The organism is Methylobacterium sp. E-005, from assembly GCF_022829725.1.
Taxonomy (GTDB): Bacteria; Pseudomonadota; Alphaproteobacteria; order Rhizobiales; family Beijerinckiaceae; genus Methylobacterium.
On record NZ_JAKSYG010000171.1, the window covers coordinates 54,477 to 75,948 of the forward strand.

At 70.8% G+C, this 21,472-nt stretch carries 18 protein-coding genes; 9 read left to right on the plus strand and 9 right to left on the minus strand.

What is annotated here, in order from left to right:
- The first annotated feature begins 81 nt into the window (after positions 1-81).
- Genes MKK88_RS18415 through MKK88_RS33890 form a run of 3 tightly spaced genes read left to right on the plus strand, consistent with a single transcriptional unit; the run spans position 82 to position 4,594 of the window.
- On the plus strand, positions 82-891 hold the full coding sequence (locus MKK88_RS18415; protein WP_244002224.1) for a Crp/Fnr family transcriptional regulator: 810 nt from the start codon (positions 82-84) through the stop codon (positions 889-891).
- The gene (locus MKK88_RS18420; RefSeq protein ID WP_244002226.1) at positions 888-4,466 is read left to right on the plus strand and encodes a PAS domain S-box protein; all 3,579 of its coding nucleotides are present in this window, start codon (positions 888-890) and stop codon (positions 4,464-4,466) included. Before MKK88_RS18415 ends, MKK88_RS18420 begins: the two co-directional genes overlap by 4 nt.
- Positions 4,463-4,594, plus strand: coding sequence for a hypothetical protein (locus MKK88_RS33890; RefSeq protein WP_279602397.1), 132 nt, complete (start codon positions 4,463-4,465; stop codon positions 4,592-4,594). Before MKK88_RS18420 ends, MKK88_RS33890 begins: the two co-directional genes overlap by 4 nt.
- Before the next feature lie 111 nt (positions 4,595-4,705).
- Here MKK88_RS33890 and hpxZ read toward each other — a convergent pair whose 3' ends face one another.
- The 8 genes from hpxZ to MKK88_RS18460 all read right to left on the minus strand — a co-directional run bounded on the left by hpxZ (position 4,706) and on the right by MKK88_RS18460 (position 14,762).
- Positions 4,706-5,104: an oxalurate catabolism protein HpxZ gene (hpxZ, locus tag MKK88_RS18425; protein ID WP_279602398.1), complete on the minus strand. Its 399-nt coding sequence runs from the start codon at positions 5,102-5,104 to the stop codon at positions 4,706-4,708.
- Positions 5,105-6,286 (minus strand): amidase, encoded by a 1,182-nt coding sequence (locus tag MKK88_RS18430; protein ID WP_244002228.1) that lies wholly within the window; start codon positions 6,284-6,286, stop codon positions 5,105-5,107. It lies immediately after the preceding gene.
- Positions 6,283-7,899 carry an ABC transporter ATP-binding protein gene (locus MKK88_RS18435; protein ID WP_244002230.1) on the minus strand — a complete coding sequence of 539 codons (1,617 nt, stop codon included), beginning with the start codon at positions 7,897-7,899 and terminating at the stop codon, positions 6,283-6,285. The genes MKK88_RS18430 and MKK88_RS18435 overlap by 4 nt, the downstream gene beginning before the upstream one ends.
- A complete protein-coding gene (locus MKK88_RS18440; protein WP_313902328.1) occupies positions 7,896-8,723 on the minus strand; it encodes an ABC transporter permease in 828 nt (275 codons plus the stop codon). Before MKK88_RS18440 ends, MKK88_RS18435 begins: the two co-directional genes overlap by 4 nt.
- Before the next feature lie 2 nt (positions 8,724-8,725).
- Positions 8,726-9,697: an ABC transporter permease gene (locus MKK88_RS18445; protein WP_244002231.1), complete on the minus strand. Its 972-nt coding sequence runs from the start codon at positions 9,695-9,697 to the stop codon at positions 8,726-8,728.
- Positions 9,698-9,701: 4 nt separating this feature from the next.
- Positions 9,702-11,321: an ABC transporter substrate-binding protein gene (locus tag MKK88_RS18450; RefSeq protein ID WP_244002233.1), complete on the minus strand. Its 1,620-nt coding sequence runs from the start codon at positions 11,319-11,321 to the stop codon at positions 9,702-9,704.
- A gap of 301 nt (positions 11,322-11,622) precedes the next feature.
- Positions 11,623-13,206 carry a GMC family oxidoreductase gene (locus MKK88_RS18455; RefSeq protein ID WP_244002235.1) on the minus strand — a complete coding sequence of 528 codons (1,584 nt, stop codon included), beginning with the start codon at positions 13,204-13,206 and terminating at the stop codon, positions 11,623-11,625.
- Positions 13,203-14,762, minus strand: a complete 1,560-nt coding sequence (locus MKK88_RS18460; RefSeq protein WP_244002237.1) for an ABC transporter substrate-binding protein — start codon at positions 14,760-14,762, stop codon at positions 13,203-13,205. Before MKK88_RS18460 ends, MKK88_RS18455 begins: the two co-directional genes overlap by 4 nt.
- Before the next feature lie 142 nt (positions 14,763-14,904).
- Here MKK88_RS18460 and MKK88_RS18465 point away from each other — a divergent pair, with 142 nt between their 5' ends.
- Positions 14,905-15,804: a fatty acid desaturase gene (locus tag MKK88_RS18465; RefSeq protein WP_244002239.1), complete on the plus strand. Its 900-nt coding sequence runs from the start codon at positions 14,905-14,907 to the stop codon at positions 15,802-15,804.
- Entirely contained in the window at positions 15,801-16,835 is a 1,035-nt protein-coding gene (locus MKK88_RS18470; protein ID WP_244002241.1) for an alpha/beta fold hydrolase, read from the plus strand. The genes MKK88_RS18465 and MKK88_RS18470 overlap by 4 nt, the downstream gene beginning before the upstream one ends.
- A gap of 86 nt (positions 16,836-16,921) precedes the next feature.
- Here the strand turns inward: MKK88_RS18470 and MKK88_RS18475 are convergent, their stop codons facing one another.
- On the minus strand, positions 16,922-17,818 hold the full coding sequence (locus tag MKK88_RS18475; RefSeq protein WP_244002243.1) for a LysR family transcriptional regulator: 897 nt from the start codon (positions 17,816-17,818) through the stop codon (positions 16,922-16,924).
- 118 nt (positions 17,819-17,936) lie between these two features.
- Between MKK88_RS18475 and MKK88_RS18480 the strand changes: the two genes are divergently transcribed.
- The 4 genes from MKK88_RS18480 to MKK88_RS18495 are packed head-to-tail and all read left to right on the plus strand — an operon-like array spanning position 17,937 to position 21,457.
- Complete coding sequence (locus MKK88_RS18480; protein WP_244002245.1) at positions 17,937-18,887, plus strand: ABC transporter substrate-binding protein; 951 nt, start codon at positions 17,937-17,939, stop codon at positions 18,885-18,887.
- A complete protein-coding gene (locus MKK88_RS18485) occupies positions 18,884-19,768 on the plus strand; it encodes an ABC transporter permease (protein ID WP_244002247.1) in 885 nt (294 codons plus the stop codon). Before MKK88_RS18480 ends, MKK88_RS18485 begins: the two co-directional genes overlap by 4 nt.
- On the plus strand, positions 19,761-20,543 hold the full coding sequence (locus MKK88_RS18490; protein WP_244002248.1) for an ABC transporter ATP-binding protein: 783 nt from the start codon (positions 19,761-19,763) through the stop codon (positions 20,541-20,543). The genes MKK88_RS18485 and MKK88_RS18490 overlap by 8 nt, the downstream gene beginning before the upstream one ends.
- Positions 20,543-21,457: a polysaccharide deacetylase family protein gene (locus MKK88_RS18495; RefSeq protein ID WP_244002250.1), complete on the plus strand. Its 915-nt coding sequence runs from the start codon at positions 20,543-20,545 to the stop codon at positions 21,455-21,457. Before MKK88_RS18490 ends, MKK88_RS18495 begins: the two co-directional genes overlap by 1 nt.
- The last annotated feature ends 15 nt before the right edge of the window (positions 21,458-21,472 follow it).

Consider the following 21,472-nt stretch of genomic DNA (forward strand, 5'->3'; position numbering starts at 1 on the left):
GATACTTGTCAGATATCGGACATCTTTGCGCCAGGAAGTCCGCTACTGGACAATTGAGTCGCCCCGGCCTGGACCGCTCCCGTGAACGCCCGAACCTCGTCCCTCATCGACGGCAACCTGCTGCTCGAAGCCCTCGATGCCGGCGACCGCGGCCTGCTGGTGCCACACGCCGAACGCCGCGAGGTCCGGCGCGGCGAGGTGCTGTTCCGTGCCGGTGACGATGTCAGCCACGTCACCTTCCCCGCGCACCATTGTGTCGTCACCCTGGTGGTGCCGCTCATGGACGGGAAGTCGGTCGAGACCGCCACGGTCGGTCGCGAGGGCGCCATGGGGGGCGTCGTCAGCCATGGCTACCTGCCTGCGTTCGGGCAGGCGGTCGTCCAGGTCGGCGGCCCGGTCATCCGGATCGACGCCGCGCGCCTGTCCGAGGCCAAGCAGGCCTCGAAGGGCATTCGTGACCTGTTCGTGCGCTACGCGGACTGCCTGCCCGCGCAGGTGCTCCAGTCGGTCGCCTGCAACGCCGCCCACACCATCGAGCGGCGCTGCCTGCGCTGGCTCCTGACCCTGCAGGACCGGATCGGCACGTCCGAACTGCCGGTCACCCACGAACTGCTGGCCGACATGCTGGGGGTGCGCCGTGCCTACCTGACCGAGGTCCTGGGGCGCATGCAGCGCGAAGGCCTGATCACCATCGGCCACGGACGCATCACCCTCCCGGACCGGGAGCGCGCCGAGACTGGCTCGTGCGAGTGCCACGCAGCGGTGCGGCGTCACTTCGGCGAGGTGATGGGGGCCGTGTACGCGCCCGGCGGCCGCATCATCGCCGTCGATGTCGGCGACCCGGAACGGCTGCGGCCTCCGTCCGCACTCGTGAAGGACGCAACCCCGTGAACCATGTCCCGCGTCCCGCCCGGATCGAGGAGGACGCGCGGATCGCCGCGCTCGCCGCCTTCGACATCCTCGACACCCCGCCCGAGCGTGGGTTCGACGACATCGTCAATCTCGCGCGCCGCCTCTGCGCGGCACCCGTCGCCCTGGTCAGCCTCGTCGACCGCGACCGCCAGTGGTTCAAGGCACGCTCCGGCTTCCCGGCCCGCGAGACCGACCTCGACCGCTCCGTGTGCAAGTTCGTCCTCACGGAACCAGGCATCCTGCAGATCCCGGATCTGACCCGCGACCCGCGGACCAGCACCAACCCGTTGGTGACGGGCGAGCCGCACCTGCGGTTCTACGCCGGTGTGCCGCTGCGCACGCCCCAGGGGCAGGTGCTCGGCAGCCTGTGCGTGATCGACCATGTCCCGCGCCCGGGCGGCCTTGCCCCGGAGCAGGTCGAGGACCTGGAGGCGCTCGCCAGGCAGGTCATGGACCAGCTCCTGCTGCGCCGGTCGCTGTCGGACCGCGCCCGCGCCGGGCGACAGGGCGAGGCGGTCGCCGTGACCCTCGCCGGCGTCGCGGCGGCGGGCGGCGACCTCGTCGCGAGCTTCCGGGCCGTCCTTGCGGGCGCCATGCGTGCCGTGACCGCCGCAGAGGCCGGCGCCGTCGAGATCCGCGAAGGCGACTCCCTCGTCTCCCGCGCCGTCTCGGACGAGCTCGCGCCGCATCTCGGGCTGCGCCTCCCGATCCAGGGAAGCCTCGCAGGCGCCTGCTACCGGGACGACGTCCCGCTGCTCGTCGCGGATGTGTTGAACGATCACCGGGTCGAGCGTGAGCTCGCCGAGAAGCTGCGAATGCGCTCCTGCCTGATGGTGCCGGTGCGCAGGGGCGGCGTCGTTGTCGGGGTCCTGAAACTCCAGTCGAGCCGTCCCGACGCCTTCGCCGAGGATGACCTCCAGGTCCTGGGCGTCTTTGCCGGCTCCGCCGCTTCCAGCCTCGCCGAGGCGGGTGAGCGCGTCGCCACGCAGGCGGCGGCCCAAACCGAGTACCGGCGCCGTGCCGTGTTCGACAGTGCGCAGGACTATGCCATCATCCTGCTCGACCTCGACGGCCGGATCACGGACTGGAACGCGGGTGCGACCCGCATCCTGGGGTGGCACCGCGAGGAGATGTGCGGCGAGACCGCTGACGCTTTCTTCACGCCCGAGGACCGGCGCGACGGCATCCCGGCCCTGGAGATGCGGTCCGCCCTCGAGAAGGGCACCGGCATTGACGAGCGCTGGCACCTGCGCCGCGACGGCGAGCGTTTCTGGGCCAACGGCGAGATGATGGTGCTGCGCGACGAGGGCGGCGCGGCCATCGGCTTCGTGAAGATGCTGCGCGACCGGACCGAGCAGAAGGAAGCCGCCGCCCGCCTGCGGGAAAGCCAGGACCGATACCGTTTGGCGGCCCAGGCGACCAACGACGCGATCCGGGACTGGGACCTCGTCGGCAACCACGTCCTCTGGAATGAGGCCCTCACCGACGCCTACGGCCATGCCCCGAGGGACGTGGAGCCGACCGGCGACTGGTGGATCGCACGCATCCATCCCGAGGACCGCGCACGCATCGACGCGTCGCTCCATGGGGTCATCGACGGCGACGGCGCGACCTGGACGGACGAGTACCGCTTCCGGCGCGCCGATGGCTCCTACGCGCACGTGCTCGACCGTGGCCACGTGCTGCGCGGCGAGGACGGGCGCGCCTGCCGCATGATCGGCGCGATGCTCGACCTGACCGCGCGCAAGCGGTCGGAGGATGCCCTGCGCACGAGCGAGCGCCAGCTTGGGCTTGAGCGCGGCCTGTTGGAGGCGATCTTCCGGCAGGCCCCGGTCGGCATATCCATCGCCGGGGCCGAAGCCGGCATGCCGTCGTCCCTGAACGCCAAGGCCGAGGAACTCCTCGGCCACGGGATCGGGACGGAGGGGGACGCCCGCTACGTCTCCTACGGCGCCCTGCATCCGGACGGTCGCCCGTACGAGCCGGCCGAGTACCCCACCCTTCGCGCCCTGCGGAAGGGCGAGACGGTTCGCGGTGAGGAGATGCGATACCGCATCCCCGGGACGGGTGAGGTCCGCCTTCTGGAGGTGTCGAGCGGCCCCGTGCGCGATGACGAGGGCACGATCCAGGCCGCGGTGACCGTGCTGGTCGACGTCGGGGACCAGCGTCGGGCCGATGCCGAGGCGCGCCGTCTCGCCGCCCTGGTCGAGCAGAGCCAGGATTTCATCGGCTTGGCGGCCCCCGACGGGAGCGTCGATTTCGTGAACGAGGCCGGCCGGCGTCTCATCGGCCTGCCCGACCGCGCCGCGGCCCGGGCGATGCCCATCGTGGACTACTTCGTGCCGGAGGAGCGTGCGCGCGTCCTTGCGGAGGTGCTGCCGGCGGTCGAGCGCGACGGTTTCTGGGAAGGCGAGCTGAACTTCCGGCACGTGGTCACCGGGGCGGCGGTCCCGGTCCTCTACAATCTTTTCCCCGTGCGCGGTGCCGACGGGCGCAGGCTCGCCTACGGCACCGTCACGCGAGACCTCACGGAGCAGAAGCGGGCGCGCCAGGCCCTGCAAGCCAGCGAGGCGTCGCTCCGGGCGGTCCTCGATACCGTGCCGGTCGGCATCCTGTTCGCGGCGGCGCCGTCCGGCCGCATCATCGGCGGCAACCGGCGGCTGGAGGATATCTTCCGCCACCCGGTTCTACCCTCGCCCGACGTCGACAGCTACGGCGAGTGGGTCGCCTTCCATGAGGATGGACGCCGGGTCGAAACCGACGAGTATCCCCTCAGCCGCATCATCCGCGAGGGCTTGGAGCAAGCCGAACTGCGGTGCGAGTACCAGCGCGGCGACGGCAGCCGCCTCTGGATCGAGATCGTCGGCGTGCCGATGCGCGACGAGGCGGGGACAATGGTCGGCGCGGTCGTGGCGGTCGCGGACATCGACGTCCGCCATCGGGCTGAGGAACGGCAGGAACTGCTCAATCAGGAACTCTCGCACCGCATGAAGAACCTGCTGGCGATGGTGCAGGCCATTGCCGCCTCGACCCTCCGCGGCGCCACCGACATGGACGCGGCGCGCGAGGTGCTCGGCAGCCGGCTGGTCGCGCTCGGCAAGGCGCACGACGTGCTGCTCGGGGGGGCCGCCGAGAGCGCCCCCCTGGCCGCGGTGGTCCGGGAGGGTGTCGGCGTTCAGGAATCGGCCGGTCGTCGCGTCGCGTTCGAGGGGCCGGTCGTCGAGATCGGCGGCAAGGCCGCGCTGTCCCTGGCGCTGACCCTGCACGAACTGACGACAAACGCGGTCAAGTACGGCTCGTTGTCGGTTCCCGACGGTGCGGTGGCGGTGACGGCCTCGCTCGTCGGGCCGGATGAGGAGCCGCGGCTGCGCATCGCCTGGATCGAGCGCGGTGGCCCGCAGGTCGTACCGCCATCGCGAAAAGGGTTCGGGTCGCGGCTGATCGAGCGCGGGCTGACGGCGCAGGTCAACGCCAGCCTCTCCCTCGATTATCGCCCGGAGGGCGTGGTGTGCGTCATGGAGGCGTTGCTGGCCGATTTCCAGGCGGTCGCTTGAGGGGGCGGGGCAACGATGGGTCGGGCGGCCCGCTGCCGCTCGCCATGACCGATGCCCCGAACGCGGAGACGGCCCCGGTGGTCGAGGACGGGATGCTGGTCCGCATGGACGCCCGCCACGTCCTGTAAGCGGATGGCTCTCAGCCTTTGTGTTGACGCGCGCTCTTGCGCCGAACCGGTGTCCACTTCGGCGCAGAGCGCTCTCGATCTATGCGGCCCTCGGTCCCCTGTGACCACGCCTCAGGGCGCAACAGGCATGATGGACACGTGGGCGGACACCACCTTCCAGCCGAGGTCGGGCAAGCGCATCCAGGTCTGGCTCTGACGCCCGATGCCGGCCTTGCCGCGCGGCTTGAATTCCAGATTCACGGTGGCGAAGTCGCGCCCGATCGTGAGGATCTCCAGCCGGATCCGAGCCTCTTTGGTCCCGCCCGCAGGTGGATCGGCCGCCACGCGGGCGGCATGCACCTCGGCGAAACCGTAGCAGTTCTCGTTGAGGGCGTAGCGGATCGTGTGCGGACTGTCCCAGAAGGTCGCGTCGAGGGTTGAGACGTCCTTCTCGACGAGCGCCTGCTCGTAACGCTCGAACAAAGCCGCGACCTCGGCCACGACCTCGGGGCGGTTCACCGTCACGTCCATTCAACCCTCCAGGGCGACCGCGAGGCGGATCAGATCGAGGTCGGTCCCGCGCGCACCGAGGATCGACAGGCCGACCGGAGCGCCGTCGACGTGGGCGCCCGGCAGATTGACCTGCGGGACGCCGGTGAGCCCGCCATGGCTCGTCAGGCAGGCAATGCGCTCGCGCAGGGGATGCAGCGCGCCGAGCGGCAGCCCGCGCGGGGGCGCCGGGAACGGCGTGGTCGGGAGGCACAGGATCGTGCCGGGGGGCAGAAGCCGGGCGAGGCGCGCCCGGGCTTCGATCCGCATCAGGCTGGCGGCGCTGCGCTCGGCGTCGGTCATCATCGAGCCCTGGATCAGCGAGCGGGCGACCGAGAAGGCCATGCGTGGATTGCAGGCATCGAGCCAGGGCTCGAAGGTCTGCCACGCCTCGCTGCTCTGCAGGACGCGCTGCGCCCGCTGCCAGACCGCGAGGCCCTGCGGCGCCAGCGTCACGTCGCGCCGGTTGCCGATCAGGGCGGCCAGACGGTCGATCTGCGGGGCCAGCGCCTCCTGCACAGAAGCGTCGGCGAAGCCGAGCGCGTCGGCGGCCACGAGCAGCGTGTGCGGCGGGCGGTCCGGCATCGCCTGGCCGAACAGCACCTTGCCGACCCGCGCGAAGGTGCGAGCATCCCGGGCGAACCAGCCGCAGGTATCCGAACTCGGCGCCTGGACGCAGATCCCGGAGAACTCGATCCGGCCGTGCGTCGGCCGGATGCCGTAGAGGCCGCAGAAGCTCGCCGGCACGCGCACGGAGCCGCCGGTATCGGTGCCCAGGGCGAAGTCGCAGGCGCCCGCGGCCACCGCGGAGGCCGAGCCGCTGGACGAGCCGCCGGGCACCCGATCGGGCGCTGCGGGATTGAGCGGCGTCCCGTCATGCGCGTTCTCGCCGAGGATCCCCAGCGAGACCTCGTCGGTGACCGTCTTGCCCACCACCGAGGCGCCCGAATCGAGCAGCCTCTCGACCACGCCGGCATGGCGGGTCGGCGTCGGGTAGACGCGCGGCCAGTCCGGGTTGCCGCCCCCCGTGGGGACGTCGGCGACGTCGATCAGGTCCTTGACGGCGAAGGTGAGGCCGGCGAGCGGCCCCGTCGCGGATCCGGCGACGCGCACGCGCGGCCCGGGCAGGAACGGGTCCGTCGAGAGGGGCTGTGCGACTGTCATGCGGGGATCGGTTCCTGCCAGTGGGCGCCGGGCACGGCGGCGAACAGCGCCTTCGTGTAGGGGTGCTTCGGCGCGAAGAAGATCTCGGAGGTCGGCGCGACCTCGACCACCTGCCCGGACCGCATCACCGCGATCCGGTCGCAGACCTGCAAAGCGACCCGGAGATCGTGGGTCACGAACAGCATGCTGAGGTGCAGCCGCGCCTTGATGTCGGCGAGCAGCGCCAGGACCTGCGCCTGAACCGAGACGTCCAGGGCCGAGACCGGCTCGTCGGCCACCAGGATCTCGGGCTTCATGGCGGGCGCCCGGGCGATGCCGATGCGCTGGCGCTGGCCGCCGCTGAACTCGTGCGGGTAGCGCTGCGCCGCCGCGGGATCGAGGCCGACCAAAGCCAGCATCTCGCAGGCCTGGACCCGCGCGATCCCGGGTTCGGTGCCGTGGATGATCGGCCCCTCGGCGACGATGTCGACCACGCGCTGGCGCGGATCGAGGGAGCCGTAGGGGTCCTGGAACACCATCTGCACGCGCCGGCGGTGCGGGCGCATTTGGCGGCGGCTCAGCGCGGCGACGCTGTGGCCGGCCAGCAGGATCTCGCCGCCATCGACCGGCATCAGCCGGGTGATCGCCCGCGCCAGCGTGCTCTTGCCCGAGCCGCTCTCGCCGACGAGGCCCAGGGTCTCGCCCCGCCGCAGCGTGACGTCCACCCCGTCGAGGGCCCGGGTGACGCGGCCGCCGAACAGGCCGCGGGCACCGTAGGTCTTCTCGACCTGTCGCGCCTCCACCACCAGGGGTGCGGTGCTGACGGGGCGCCGCGGCGGCGGGCCGAGCTTCGGCACGGCGGCGATGAGCGCGCGCGTGTAGCCATGCTTCGGGGCGCCCAGCACCGAGGCCGCCGGCCCCTGCTCGACCAGGACGCCCTTCTGCAGGACCGCGACCGTGTCGGCGATGTCGGCCACGACGCCGAAATCGTGCGTGATGAACAGGACGCTCGTGCCGTGCTCGCGCTGCAGCTCGCGGATCAGGTGGAGGATCTGCGCCTGCGTGGTGACGTCGAGCGCCGTGGTCGGCTCGTCGGCGATGAGCAGCCGCGGGTTCAGCGCCAGCGCCATGGCGATCATCGCCCGCTGGCGCTGGCCCCCCGAGAGCTGGTGCGGGTAGGAGCGCAGCAGCCGGGCCGGGTCCGGGAGGTGGACGCTGTCGAGCAGCGCCAGGATGCGCGCCCGGCGGTCGGCGCGCCCGAGCGTCGTATGGATGCGCAGGACCTCGTCGATCTGCCGCCCGATCGTGTGGAGCGGGTTCAGGGCCGTCATGGGCTCCTGGAAGATCATCGCGATGCGCGCACCCCGGACCTTGCGCATCTGACGCGGGGTGATCGCGGCGAGATCCGCGCCCTCGAACAGGATGCGCCCGCCGGCCACGCGCACCCGTGGCCCCGGGAGCAGGCCGAGGATCGCGCGCGCCACCATCGACTTGCCCGATCCGCTCTCGCCGATCAGGCAGGTGACCGCGCCGGGCCGCAGGACGAGATCCAGATCGGTGACGGCATTCGGCCGGTCCGCGCCGGGCGGCAGCGTGATCGTCAGATTCTCGATCTCGAGGACGGCGTCGCTCATCGCTCTCGGAGCCTCGGGTTCAGGACCTCGTTCAGGCCATCCCCGACGAGGTTGATGGCGAGGACGGTCAGCAGGATCGCCAGCCCGGGGAAGGTGCAGATCCACCACGCCGACCGGAGGACCGCGCGGCCCGAGCTGATGATCAGGCCCCAGCTCATCACGTTGGGATCGCCGAGGCCCAGGAAGGCGAGCCCCGCCTCGATCAGGATTGCCGTGCCGATCAGGAGCGTGCCGACCGCGATGATCGCCGCAGTGCAGTTCGGCAGCATGTGGCGGAAGACGATGCGGGCGTCGCCCGCCCCGAGGCCGTCGCAGGCCAGCACGAACTCGCGGCCTCCGAGCGCCACGAACTCTCCGCGCACGAGCCGGGCGATGCCCGGCCAGGAGACCGCCACGATGGCCACGACCTCGCTGAAGAGCGACGGCGACAGGATCGCCACGATCAGGATCGCCAGCACGAAGGCGGAGATCGTCTGGAAGAACTCCGTCAGCCGCATCAGCGCGACCTCGACGCCGCCCCGGTAGTAGCCGGCGAGCCCGCCGATCAGGGTCCCGAGCAGGATCGCCGCCCCGGTCGCGCTGAGGCCGATGATCAGGGAGGTGCGGGCGCCGTACGCGATCTCGGCGGCGACGTCCCGGCCCAGCGTGTCGGTGCCGAGCAGAAACGGGCCGCCTGGCGGCTGGAGGGCCGGGCCGACGAGGGCGAACGGATCGCCCGGATAGAGGAGCGGCGTCAGCGCCACGAGGACGACCAGCCCGAGGAGAACCGCCGCCCCCGCGAGCGCGAGGCGGTTGCGCGCGAACCGCGCCAAGCCCATGCGCATCGCTAGAGCTCCAGCCGCGGATCGAGGCAGACGTAGACGAGGTCGACCGCGAGATTGATCACGACCACGAGGCAGGCCGAGACGAAGAAGATGCCGAGGAGCAGGTTCAGGTCGCGCGACTGGAGCGCGTTGAAGGCCAGCGTGCCGACCCCGGGCCAGCCGAACACCGTCTCGACCACGATCGAGCCGCCGATCAGGTTACCGGCCTGCACGCCCGCCATGGTGACCACCGGCAGCAGCGCGTTGCGCAGGACGTGCCCGGTCATCACCCGGGCCTCGGTCTGGCCCTTGGCGCGGGCGGTGGTGACGTAGTCCATGCCGACCTGTTCCAGCACGGAGGCACGCATCACCCGGGCGTAGACGGCGAGGTAGAACAGCGCGAGCGCGACGGCCGGCATGACGAGGTGGCGGCCGACGTCCCAGACCTCGTCCCAGCCCTCATTGTCGGCGCCGACCGTGTCGTAGCCGCTGGTGGGCAGCCAGCCGAGGCGGATGGCGAAGACCACGATCATCATCAGCCCGAGCCAGAAGCCCGGGGTCGCGTAGGCCACGAGGCTGATGAGGGAGATCACCGCGTCGCGCCAGGCATTGCGCCCGGTCGCCGCCACGAGGCCCAGCAGCGTGCCGATCAGCAACGCGGCCGCGAAGGCGGTGAGCATCAGCAGCCCGGTGGGCCAGAGCCGGTCGACGATCAGGCTCCCCACCGGGCTGTCGTTGCGGAACGAGTAGCCGAGATCGAGGTGGAGCATGTTCAGCAGGTAGACGCCGAACTGCGTGGCGAGCGGCTGGTCGAGGCCGAACTTGTGGCGCAGCTGCTCCATGTATTCGGGGCTGGCCGCCCCGCTCTCGCCCGCCAGCACGGAGGCCGCATCGCCGGGGGCGAGGTGGATCAGGAAGAAGTTGAGCACGACGATGCCGAGCACCACCGGGATCGCCAGCAGCAACCGGTAACCGAGGAAACGCGCGAGCCGCACGGGACTACTTGTCCATCCAGGCCCGCTCGAAGGCTTGCTGGGTTCCGAGGGGGCCGGTCGTGTGGTCCTTGAGGCGGCGGTTGAAGACGCTGACGTATTGCACGTCGATGAGCCAGATCATCGGGCTGTCTTCCGCCAGGATCTGCTGGACCTTCTTGTAGAGCGCGGCGCGCTTCTCCGGGTCCGGCTCGCGCGCGCCCTCGCCGAGCATGCGGTCGACCTCGGGATTGCTGTAGAAGGTGTCGTTGACGAAGGTCACGCCCTTGCGGATCTGGCTGGTGAGGAACTGCTTGTTCAGCCCGTAGACCGGGTCGACGCCCTGGCTGAGGAAGGGCTCGTTCAGGTCGTAATCGTAGTTCGTGTAGACGCGCCGCAGCCAGGTCGCGGTGTCCTCGGAGCGGAGCGTCACGGCGATGCCCACGATGGCGAGCGCCTGCTTCAGGTACTCGGCCTGCCGCAGCCACTGCTCGCCGAAGGAATTGACCTCCAGGTGCAGGGCGAAGCGGGTTCCGTCCGCGCCGCGCGGGGCGCCGGCCTGATCGAGCAGCTTGTTGGCGATGTCCAGCCGGTCCGGCACGTCGTACTGGCGCACGTCGTCGGTGTAGAGGCCGGCGGTCTTGAATTTGCGGCTGAGCGGGCCGGTGGCGGGCTGGCCGTAGCCGAACATCACGTCCTTGAGGATGACCTTGCGGTCGATGGCGTAGGCGATCGCCTGGCGCACGTCCTTCTTCTGGAGATGCGGGTGACGGCCGTTCAGCTCCAGGACGCTCTGGGCCGGCGTCATCTCGTAGCCCTTGGTCGTCAGGTCGAGGATCGGGTTGGTCTTCATCCGCGCGAGGTCGGCGTAGTTCACCGCGCTGTAGCCGGCGAAATGCGCCTCCCCCGCCTCCATGGCGGCCGAGCGCGTGGCCGCGTCCGGGATGAACCGGGCGACGATCCGGTTGAGATACGGCAGGCCGGGCTTCCAATAATTCTCGTTGCGATCGAGGCGCACGAACTGGCCGCGTTCCCAGCTCGTGAACTTGAACGGGCCGGTGCCGATCGGCTTGTTGGCGCTGGGGTTCTGCAGGACGTCCGTGCCCTCGAAGACCGAGCGGCACAGGATCGGCAGGTCGCGCCCGGACAGCGCCTTCATGATGTAGGGCGCGGGATTGGCCAGCCGCAGCACCGCGGTCATCGGGTCCGGCGTGTCGACGGCGACCAGCTCCGCGAGCATGACCGGCGCGATCGGATTGTACTTCTTCAGGATCTCCATGAAGGAATACTGGACGTCGGCGCTGGTGAACGGCTTGCCGTTGTGGAAGGTCACGCCGTCCTGAAGCTTGAACGTGATGGTCTTGCCGTCGGGCGCGACCTCCCACGACTTCGCGAGGTTCGGCTGCGGGTTCTGGTCCCAGTCGTAGGTGCACAGACCCTCGTAGACCTGCGTGGCGATCGGCGGGATGTTGCCCGCCGACACCGCGTAATGGGCCAGGGTCGAGGGTTCCGGATGGACGATCATCACCATCGTGCCCCCGCGCTTCGGCTCGGCGGCCTGTGCGCCGCTCGCGGCCACCGCCAGGCCGAGGGGAAGCGCCAGAACCGTGCGGCGGGAAAGATCAGTCGCGTCGAACGTGCGGGACAAGCCAGAGGACTCCTGAAGCGTCCAGCCCGTTCGCAACACGCGTGCCATACAGATGCGATGGAGACGAATCCGTTACGTCGCAAGAGTGTGGGTATTATTTCGCGCAACAGTCGCTTGCGCTGAAAGATCAAGCACATCATCGAACCGACTGTGCTCGATACGGGGGTCATGATGGCCAGTTCGGCCGACCGGCGGCGGGCCGGCACGACGCCATCCCGACGATCAGGCGGCGCGCATCCGAATGCGAGACGGGCGCATGCCTAAGAACCGGGGAAACGCCACCGCCACGGGTTCAATACGATCACGTCCGCGCCTCCCGCATCCGCCGCGCGAGGTTCTCGCCGATCATCACGCAGGTGAAGTGCAGGTTGGCCCGGCAATCGCTCGGCATGATGGAGGCATCGCACACCCGCAGCCCGTCGAGTCCCCGGACCTTGAGGTCGGGATCGACGACACCGGACGCGTCCTGCCAGCCGGTCATCCGGCACGTGCCGGCGGCGTGCTGGATGTCCCCGGCCTCGGCGAGCATCAGGGCGTCGAGCTCATCGTCAGGGAGGCGCGCGGCGTCGCCGATCGGAAGCGGGCTCTCGCCGAACCGGATCGCCGTCGCGAGACCGGCCAGGGCCGGATGCTGCGACAGGCCCGCGAGGCGGCGCACCGCGTCGCGCATCCGCAGGCGGTCCCGCGGGTCGTCGAGCATGTTCTCCTCGATGACCGGGTTGGCCTCCGGATCGGCCGCGGTGAGGTGCAGCGTCCCGCGCGAGAACGCGTCGTAGAGGCCGACGCCGATCGCGCCCTGCGGCGTCGGCTCCGGGCCGGTCAGGGTCCGGTGGTTGTAGGAGACGAAGATCATGTCGCGCTCCCCACCGCCCGCGAGGCCGCTCGAATAGGTAACGCAGCAATTGGTGTGGCGCGCATCCAGGCCGAGGGCCCGGTGTTCCGGCTTCAGATCGAGGGTCGCCCGCAGGATCGGATGGTCCATGAAGTTGCGGCCCACTGCCTCCTGCGCCTGCCGGACCGGGATGCCGAGGGCCCGCAGCGGCTCGGCCGGTCCGATCCCGGACCGCATCAGGATGGCCGGGGAGTGGACGGCTCCGGCGCACAGGACGATCTTCCGGCCCCGGATCTCGGTCCAGGGCTCCGTGCCGAAGCGGACGCGCAGGCCGACCGCCCGGCTTCCCTCGAACAGGACGTGGTCGACCAGGGCTTCGCAGCGGATCTCGAGATTCGGCCGGTCGCGCGCCGGTTCCAGGTAGCCGTCATTGGTGGTGACCCGGTGACCGTCGCGGCTGTTGATCGGGTTGCACGAGGCGCCCTCGCCCGTCGGCGCATTGAGGTCCGCCTTCCAGGGATGGCCGGCCGCCAGGGCGGCCGCACGTAGCCCCAGATCCACGGCGCCCCAGGCCTCCGGCCTGGCGCGGTAGACCGGGAGCGGACCGCCGCGCCGGGCGCCGTCCGCGGTGCCGAACTCGGCATCGTCCTCGATCCGGTCGAACAGGGGCATCACATCCGCGGCCGACCAGCCGGTGCAGCCCTGCGCCGCCCAGGCGTCGAAGGCCGCGGGCACGCCGCGGATCGCGATCTGGGCGTTGACCGTCGAGCTGCCGCCGAGCGCGCGGCCGCGCCAGTAGAAGCGGGGCTCCTGCACGCGGGTCCGCCGGCTCATCAGCCCCGGCCATTGCCAGTCCGCCTGATGGGCCAGGTCATACATGAACGGGATGATGTTGGCGGAGCGCAGCGCCGGCGGCGCATCGGCGGAGCGCCAGTCGCGCCCGGCCTCCAGCAGGAGCACCCGGCGGTGCGGATCCTCCGAGAGGCGGGCTGCCAGAGCCGCCCCGGCGGAGCCGGCGCCGACCACGATGACATCGTACGGGGCTGCGCTCATGGCTTGGCGACGTTCCAGAAGAGCGGGATGGCGGAGGGGATCAGCCCGGTGAGCGACGTCCGGTAGGCTGCGGGCTGCGCGAACTGGCCGAACGGGACGACCAGCCCCTCGCCGTAGACGATGGTCTGGATCTCGCCCGCGATGGCGCGCCGTCTGTCGAGATCCGGCTCGCGGGCGAAGCGGTCGAACAGGGCGACCATACGCGGGTCGCACATGAAGCCGGAACTCGCCGCGTCCTTGCAGTTGAAGTTGATCGCGGAATTCGTCAGCGGCGAGCTCAGGTCGAGGCCCAGCGCGTGGATGCCGAAGAGGCTCCAGCCGGTCTTCTTGGTGCGCCGGGCGAGCAGGGCTGCCCAATCCATGACCTGCAGGTCCACGGTGAAGCCGGCCTGCTTCAGCCGGTCGGCCAGGATGGTCGAGGATACGCGCGCCGCCTCGAGATCGTTGGCCACCATCACGATCACCGGCTCGCCCTTGTAGGCGGTCGCCTTCAGGGCAGCCCGGGCCGCCGCCACCGAGGGGTCGTGCAGGAGCTCCGTCCCGACATGGGTCTCGTAGGGCGAGCCGCAGATGAAGAAGGCGTCGCAGGTCTGGGAGAAGCGGGGGTCGAGGCCGAACCCGTCCAGAACCTCGCGCTGATCGACGAGCCGCAGCAGCACGCGCCGGATCGCCGGATCGTCGAAGGGCTTGGACGCCGTGTTGATGCGATAGTGGCCCGTGAACCTGTGCGGGCCGGTGAAGTTCATCACCGCCAAGCTCGTATTGGCCTCGATCTGACCGATCAGGTCGAACGGCGCGTACTGCATGTAGTCGATCTCGCCCGCGCCGAGGGCGCCCGTCGCCGTGGCCCCGTCGGGGATGACGCGGATGTCGAGGGCGTCGACCTTCACGACCTTGCCGCCCGCGAGGAAGTCGGCCGGCTCGGGACGCGGCCGATAGTCAGGGTTCCGGCGCAGCCGCATGTGGTCGCCGGGGATGTGGGCCGCGCGGTCGTAGACGAACGGACCGGATCCCACGACCTCCGTGAGCTGCGTCGTGGGGGGCGTCGCGGCAAGCCGCGCCGGCATGATGAACGGCGTGGGGCTCGACGTCGTACCGAGCGTGTCGAGGACGAGGCCGTAGGGCTCCCGCAGCGTCAGCACGAGGGTCCGGTCGTCCGCGGCCTCAAGGCTGGCGGTCACGTCCATGAGCCGGCCGCCCAGCGCGCTGCGGGCCGCCCAGCGCTTCAGTGAGGCGACGCAGTCGGCGGCCCGGACCGGCGCGCCGTCGTGGAAGCGCAGCCCGTCGCGCAGGGTGAAGCGCCACGTCAGCCGGTCATCCGACACCGACCACGTGTCGACCATCTGCGGCCGGAACACGCCCGCCGCATCCGGCGCGAACAGCGTGTCGTACACCATGTAGCCGAAGGTCCGCGTGATGTAGGCCGTGGTGAAGTAGGGATCGAGGGTGACGATCTCGGCTTCCAGCACCGCCTTCACCGTCGTTTCCGCGCGGCCGGAGACCGGCGCAAGCAGCGCCACGGCCGCGAGAAGGCCGGAAAACCAAGATCGTCGCATTTTGCATTCACCCTTTGCCTGGGCCGTATAGGCAAACCGGATACCAAGCCGATCCCGCGTGTCGGCTCGTGATCGGCGGCTTCGGCATGGATGATGCAGAGCCCTTACGGTTTCGAGGTGCGCGCACGATCCAGGGGAAGGCATGGCCTCCGCGAGCGGACGAATTCTTACTGGGGCCGAGGTGAAAGCGCTGTCGCAGCGCTCGGACGGGCGCGGTGCCGTCCGCCTCGGCGCGCATCTCCTCATGCTGGCCGGATCCGGCTGGCTGGTCTGGCGCGCGGGGCCCTGGACGCTGCTGCCCGCCATGCTGCTGCTGGGCATCGTGCAATCGGCCCTGTTCGCGCCCATCCACGAGACCATCCACCTGACCGCCTTCCGCGCGCGCAGGGCCAATGCGGTCGTCGGCTGGCTGGTGGCCTGCCCGTCGCTGCTGAACTGGCACTTCTACACGGCCTTCCACCTCGCCCATCATCGCCACACCCAGGATCCCGCGCACGACCCGGAACTGGCGCTGATGCCGCCCTCCACCTTGGACGCCTATGTCTGGCGCGTGCTGGCGCTGCCCTACTGGCGAACCCGCCTGCAGGTGGCCGCAGCGGGCCTGCGCGGCGATCTGTCTGCCTACCCGTTCATCACCGATCGCGCCGCGCCGCGGATCATCCGCTCGATCCGGGCGATGTGCGCGGTCCTGCTCGTCGGGGCGGCCCTCGCCGCGGTTCTGGTCGGCTGGTGGGCGCCCCTGGTCTTCTGGATCGGGCCGCAACTCCTCGGGCAGCCGTTCCTGCGGCTCTACCTGCTCACCGAGCACACGCTCTGCACGATGGACGACAACGGCCTGACCAACACGCGCACGACCTTGACCAACGGCCTCATGCGGCTCCTCATGTGGAACATGCCCTTCCACACCGAGCACCACCTCTACCCGTCGATCCCGTTCCACCGCCTCCCGGATGCCCACGCGGCGATGCGCGCGCGCCTCGGCGTGCTGCAGCGGGGCTACGCCCGCTGGCATGTGGGCTTCGTGCGGACATTGCGCCCGTGAGCGGCTGGGCGACGGCCACCGGAACCTTCGAACTCGGCGACCTGACGCTTCAGTCGGGGTTGATGCTGCCGGGCGCGCAGCTGCGCTGGAAGACGCACGGCACCCTGTCGCCCGGGCGCGACAATGTCGTGCTCTACCCGACGAGCTACGGGGCCCAGCATCCGGACCTCGAATGGCTGATCGGCCCCGACGGGGTGCTGGATCCCGGCCGCTGGTTCATCGTCATCCCCGACATGTTCGGCAACGGGCTGTCGTCGAGCCCGTCGAACACGCCCGACTGGCCCGCCCTCGTCACCGCCTGGGACAACGTCCACGCGCAACGTCGCCTGCTCGCCGAGATGTGGGGGATCGAACGCCTGCACGCCGTCTACGGCTGGTCCATGGGGGCGCAGCAGGCCTATCATTGGGCGGCCCTGTTCCCCGGGCAGGTGGCCCGCGCGGTGATCAATTGCGGCAGCGCCCGCACCGCCACCCACAACCGCGTGTTCCTGAAGGGCCTCATGGCGGTGCTGGAAGCGGCGCCGGAGCATCGCGGCGGGGGCCGCTTCTCGGCCGAGCCATCCGCTGCCCTCCGGGCCTTCGGGCGCATCTATGCGGGCTGGGCGCTCAGCCAGGACTTCTACCGGGCGGACCTCCACCGCACCGCGCTCGGCGCCCCGGACCTCGACAGCTTCCTGCGCACCGACTGGGAGGAGCGTTTCGCCCGCCGCCCCGCGGCCGATCTCCACGCGCAGCTCTGCACCTGGGAGGCGGGCGACATCAGCCGCGATCCGCGCTACGGCGGCGACCTCACCCGGGCGCTCAACGCGATCACGGCCCGGCTGCTGCTGATGCCGGGCGAGACGGATCTCTACTTCCGCGTCGCCGACAACGCCGCCGAACTGCCGCACCTGCGCGACGCCGTCCTGCGGCCGATCCCGAGCCTCTGGGGCCATCGCGCCGGCAACCCGTCGACCAACCCGGCCGATGCCGCCTTTCTCCGCGACACCGTGCGGACTTTTCTCGCCACGGCCGAAGCGGGCGCGGCCTGACCGGGCCCATCTCCGTCAGACCCACGCGTCGCGCAGAATCCCGGGCACCGGTTGCCACCGGCATCAAGGCTCGGGCGTGGCGCGCGTCAGACCGCTTCCCGGTTGAGCCGAACGACGAGCTGATCGGCAAACTTCGCCGCCGCGACGGAGAGCGATCGCCCGCGCAACTGCGCGAGGATCAGGGTCATCGGCGTCAGGTCGCGGAGGTCGATCGGGCGGCTGTGCAGGCGCGGATCCTGGGGAATCCCGCTCGGGATCTGCAGGCTGACGAGATCCTCCCGCAGGACGAGGTTGCGCAAGAATTCCAGCGAGCCCGACTCGACGACCGGCCGGAGCTCGACCCCGCGCCGGGCCAAAGCGTGCTCGATGTGATGGCGGATGGCGAGCGAGTGGTCGGGCAGGGCCAGGGCATGGCCGAGGCATTCGCGCAGCCGCACCGGCCCGCTCTCCGACGCCAGCGGATGCCCTGTGCGCATCAGCGCGCAGAGGATCTGGTGTCCGGAGAAGAGCGGATGCAGCTCCGCCGAGGGCGGTGGTTGCAGGATCAGGGCGAGATCGGCCTCGAAGGCCGCCAGGGCCGTCACGGCCTGCGCGTGATCGCGGACCTGGACCATGAAGCCGACCTGGGGAAACCGGGCCCGGTACGCCTCGACCTCCTCGGGCACCACCTGCGTCACGAAGGCTTGGCTGCAGGCGAGCGACACGTGACCGCGGCGCACCCCCGACAGATCGGCGATCTGCGAGCGCACCCGGTCGAGATCCGCCACTTGGTCGCGGATGTGCCGGGCGAAGAGCTCGCCGGCCGCGTTGAGCCGCATGCCCTGCGGCAGGCGCTCGAAGATCGGCGTGCCGAGTTCGTATTCGAGGTCCTGGATCTGCCGCGTCAGGGCCGAGGGCGTCAGATTCAACCGCTCCGCGGCGCGCCGGATCGAGCCGGCACGGGCGACCTCGGCGACGTAGGTGACGGTGCGCAGATGCTTCACACCGGCATCCTGCGGACCCGTTGCTGTAAATGCAACGACATGCTCAGAAAATAGCACTTCCATGCAACAGGGGGTGCCCCTAGCGTTCGGAGCATCGGGACTCGTCTGGAGCCGTTCGATGATCAGCCGCCGCACCCTCCTGGCCGGTCTCGGGACCGGCCTCGCCCTCGGTCCCCTATCCCGGGCCCACGCTGCGGGCGCGCCCGTCACGATCCGGATGGGCTCGCTGAAGCTGATCCACTCGATCGCGCCGAGCTTCTACGAGCGCTTCACCCCCGCGGGCGTGACGGTCGAGGTGGTGCCCTTCGAGAGCCCGACCGAGTGCAAGAACGCCGTGGTCACCAAGTCGGTGGATTTCGGCACCTTCGGGATCGCCGCCGCGACGCTGGGCGCCGCCGCCGGCGAGCCGCTCGTGGTGATCGCCTCCACCTGCAATCGCGGCATGGCGGTGATCGCCAAAAAGGGCTCCGACATCCACGCCATCAAGGACCTGCGCGGCAAGCGCGTCGCGATCTGGCCCGGCAGCACCCAGGAGGTCTTCGTCCTGGAGCGGATGCGCATGGAGGGGCTGTCCGTGAAGGACATCACCCCGGTGCGGGTCTCCTTCTCGGAGATGCACATCGCGCTCGCCCGCGGCGACGTCGACGCCTATGTCGGCGCCGAGCCGGGGCCCGGCGTCAGCCTCGCCTCGGGCGTCGGCCAGCTCGTCGAATACCCCTACGGCACCGAGATGGGATCGCTGAACATGGTGTTCGGCGCCCACCGCGACACGCTGGCCGAGCGGCCCGATCTCGTCCGGACCATGCTGGAGATCCACCGCAAGGCGACCGACTTCGCGGCCGGCGACCGCAACGCGATGATCGCCATGGCGGTGGCCAAGCTCGGCCAGAAGCGCGAGGCGCTGGAACTCTCGGCCCCGAACGTCGAGCTGACCTGGCGCCTGGGCCCGGACGAGGTCCGGCAGGCCGGGGCCTATGCGCAGCACATGTTGGCGCTCAAGCAGATCAAGCGCCTGCCGGAGCCGGGCTTCATCGATACCCGCTTCGTCGACGCGATGGGGCGGGCGTGAGCACGGGGATCGAGGCCGGTGCCCTGCCGGTCGCGGCGCCGGTGACTTCGCCGGTGACTTCGCCGGTGACACCGGCCCCGGCCCGCGGGGCCGGGGCGGGGCTCGCCCATCTGCGCCGGCTGGCGCTCGCCTGCGTGGTGCCGGCCGCGCTCGTCGCGGTCTGGCAGGTCACCACCGCGGGCCGGCCCTACAGCCTGATCCCGCCGCCCGCGGAGGTCTGGGCCGAACTGCGGGATCTCGCCGTCGGCGGCGTCAACGACGACGCCTTCAGCGGCACCCTCTGGACCCATCTCGCGGCCTCGCTCGGCCGGGTCTATGGCGGCTTCGCGCTGGCGGCCGCCGCCGCCCTGCCGCTCGGCCTGATGATCGGCCGCGTGCCCCTGATCCGGGCGCTCCTCGACCCCGTCCTGCAGGTGCTGCGGCCAGTCCCGGTCACCGCGTGGCTGCCGCTCGCCATGATCCTGTTCGGCCTGGGACCCCGCTCGGCCTTCTTCCTCGTGTTCCTCGGGGCGTTCTACCCGATCCTGGTCAACACCGTGTTCGGGGTCCGCTCGGTGGAGCCGCGCCTGTTCGAGGCGGCCGCGATGCTGGGCTGCACCGGGCCGGCGCAATTCGTCCGCGTCGTGCTGCCGGCGGCGCTGCCGTCGATCTTCACCGGCCTGCGGCTCGGCCTCGGCTTCGCCTGGGTGGTGATCGTGGTCGGCGAGATGACCGGCGTCCAGACCGGCCTCGGCGCGATCATCATGGAGGCGCGCCAGCTCTCGCGCACCGAGATCGTGATCTGCGGCATGGCGGTGATCGGGGTCGCGGGCTTCGTCTCCGACTGGCTGGTCATGCAGCTCGGCCGCCGGCTGCTCGCCTGGAGCCCCAATCATGGCTGACCCGACGATCCCGATCCTCGACATGCGGGCGGTCTCCAAGACCTACACGGCGGGCGGGCGCCGGACCGAGGCCCTGCGCGAGGCGAACCTCACCGTGTCGCGCGGCGCGTTCGTCTGCCTGCTCGGCGCCTCGGGTTGCGGGAAGTCGACGCTGCTGCGGGTCGCCGCCGGCTTCGAGGCCCCAACCGCCGGGGAGGCCCTGATGTGGGGCAAGCCGATCGCCGGGCCGGGGCCGAGCCGCGGCATGGTCTTCCAGGATTACGGCCTGTTCCCGTGGCTCACCGTGCGCGACAATATCGGCTTCGGTCCAAAGGCGCGTGGGCGGCCCGCCCTCGAGGTGCGCGACACCGCCGAACGCTACATCGCGCTCGTCGGCCTCCAGGCTTTCGCCGACGCCTACCCGCACCAGCTCTCGGGCGGGATGAAGCAGCGGGTCGCCATCGCCCGGGTGCTCGCCAACGAGGCCGAGGTGGTGCTGATGGACGAGCCCTTCGGGGCGCTCGATGCCATGACCCGCGAACGCCTGCAGGACGAACTGCTCGACCTCTGGTCGCGCACCGGGCTGACGATCCTGTTCGTCACCCATGCCATCGAGGAGGCGATTTTTCTGGCCGACCGCATCGTGATGATGTCGCCCGGACCGGGCCGGATCGAGGCGATCCATCCGGTCGAGCTGCCGCGGCGCCGCGACGTGTCGAGCCCGGCCTTCAACGACCTCCGCCGGATGCTGGCGGCCCAGCTCCACAGCCACCACGCCCCGCGGGCCGCCGCCTGATGGACATCGCCTTCGACGATCCCCGCCGGCCGGAGAACCGGCTCGCCTACCGCGCCACCGTGGACCGGCCGCGCCTGGCGCTGCCCGGGGGCAGGCACGTCGCCGTCTGGCCCGTGGTCAATGTCGAGCACTGGCTGATCGACCATCCGATGCCGCGCCAGATCCTGGTGCCGCCGACCGCCGCGAGCCTGCTGCCCGATCTCCCGAACTGGGCGTGGCACGAGTACGGCATGCGCGTCGGCTTCTGGCGCTTCCTCGAAGCCTTCGCCAGCCGCGGCATCCGCCCGACCCTGTCGATCAACGGCTCGGTCTGCACCGCCTATCCCCGCATCGCCGAGGCCGCCCACGCGGCCGGCTGGGAGTTCATGGCCCACGGCTTTCATCAAGTGCCGACCCACCGGGTCGAGGACCAGCCGGGGATGATCGCCCGCACGGTCGCGGCGATCACCGCGACCACGGGGCACCCGCCGCGCGGGTGGCTGGGGCCCGGCCTCACCGAGACCCTCGACACGCCCGACCACCTGCACGCGGCCGGCATCGACTATGTCGGCGACTTCGTGGTCGACGACCGCCCCTGCCGCGTGGCGACGCGCACGGGGCCGCTCGTCGCCCTCCCCTACTCGGTCGAGCTGAACGACATCCCGCTGCTCGCCATCCAGCACCACCGGGCCGACGAGTTCGTGGAGCGGGCGCTCGCCAACCTCGACCGCCTCGCCGCCGAGGCCGCGGGCCCCGGACCGCTGGGCGGCGCCAAGGTGATGAGCTTCGCGATCCACCCCTACATCACCGGCGTCCCGCACCGGATCGGCCTGCTGGAGCGGCTGCTCGACGCCATCCTGGCCCGCCGCGACGCGGTCTTCATGCAGGGGACCGAGATCCTCGACTGGTACCGCGCCTCCGGCGACGCATCCTGAGCGGGATTGCGAGGA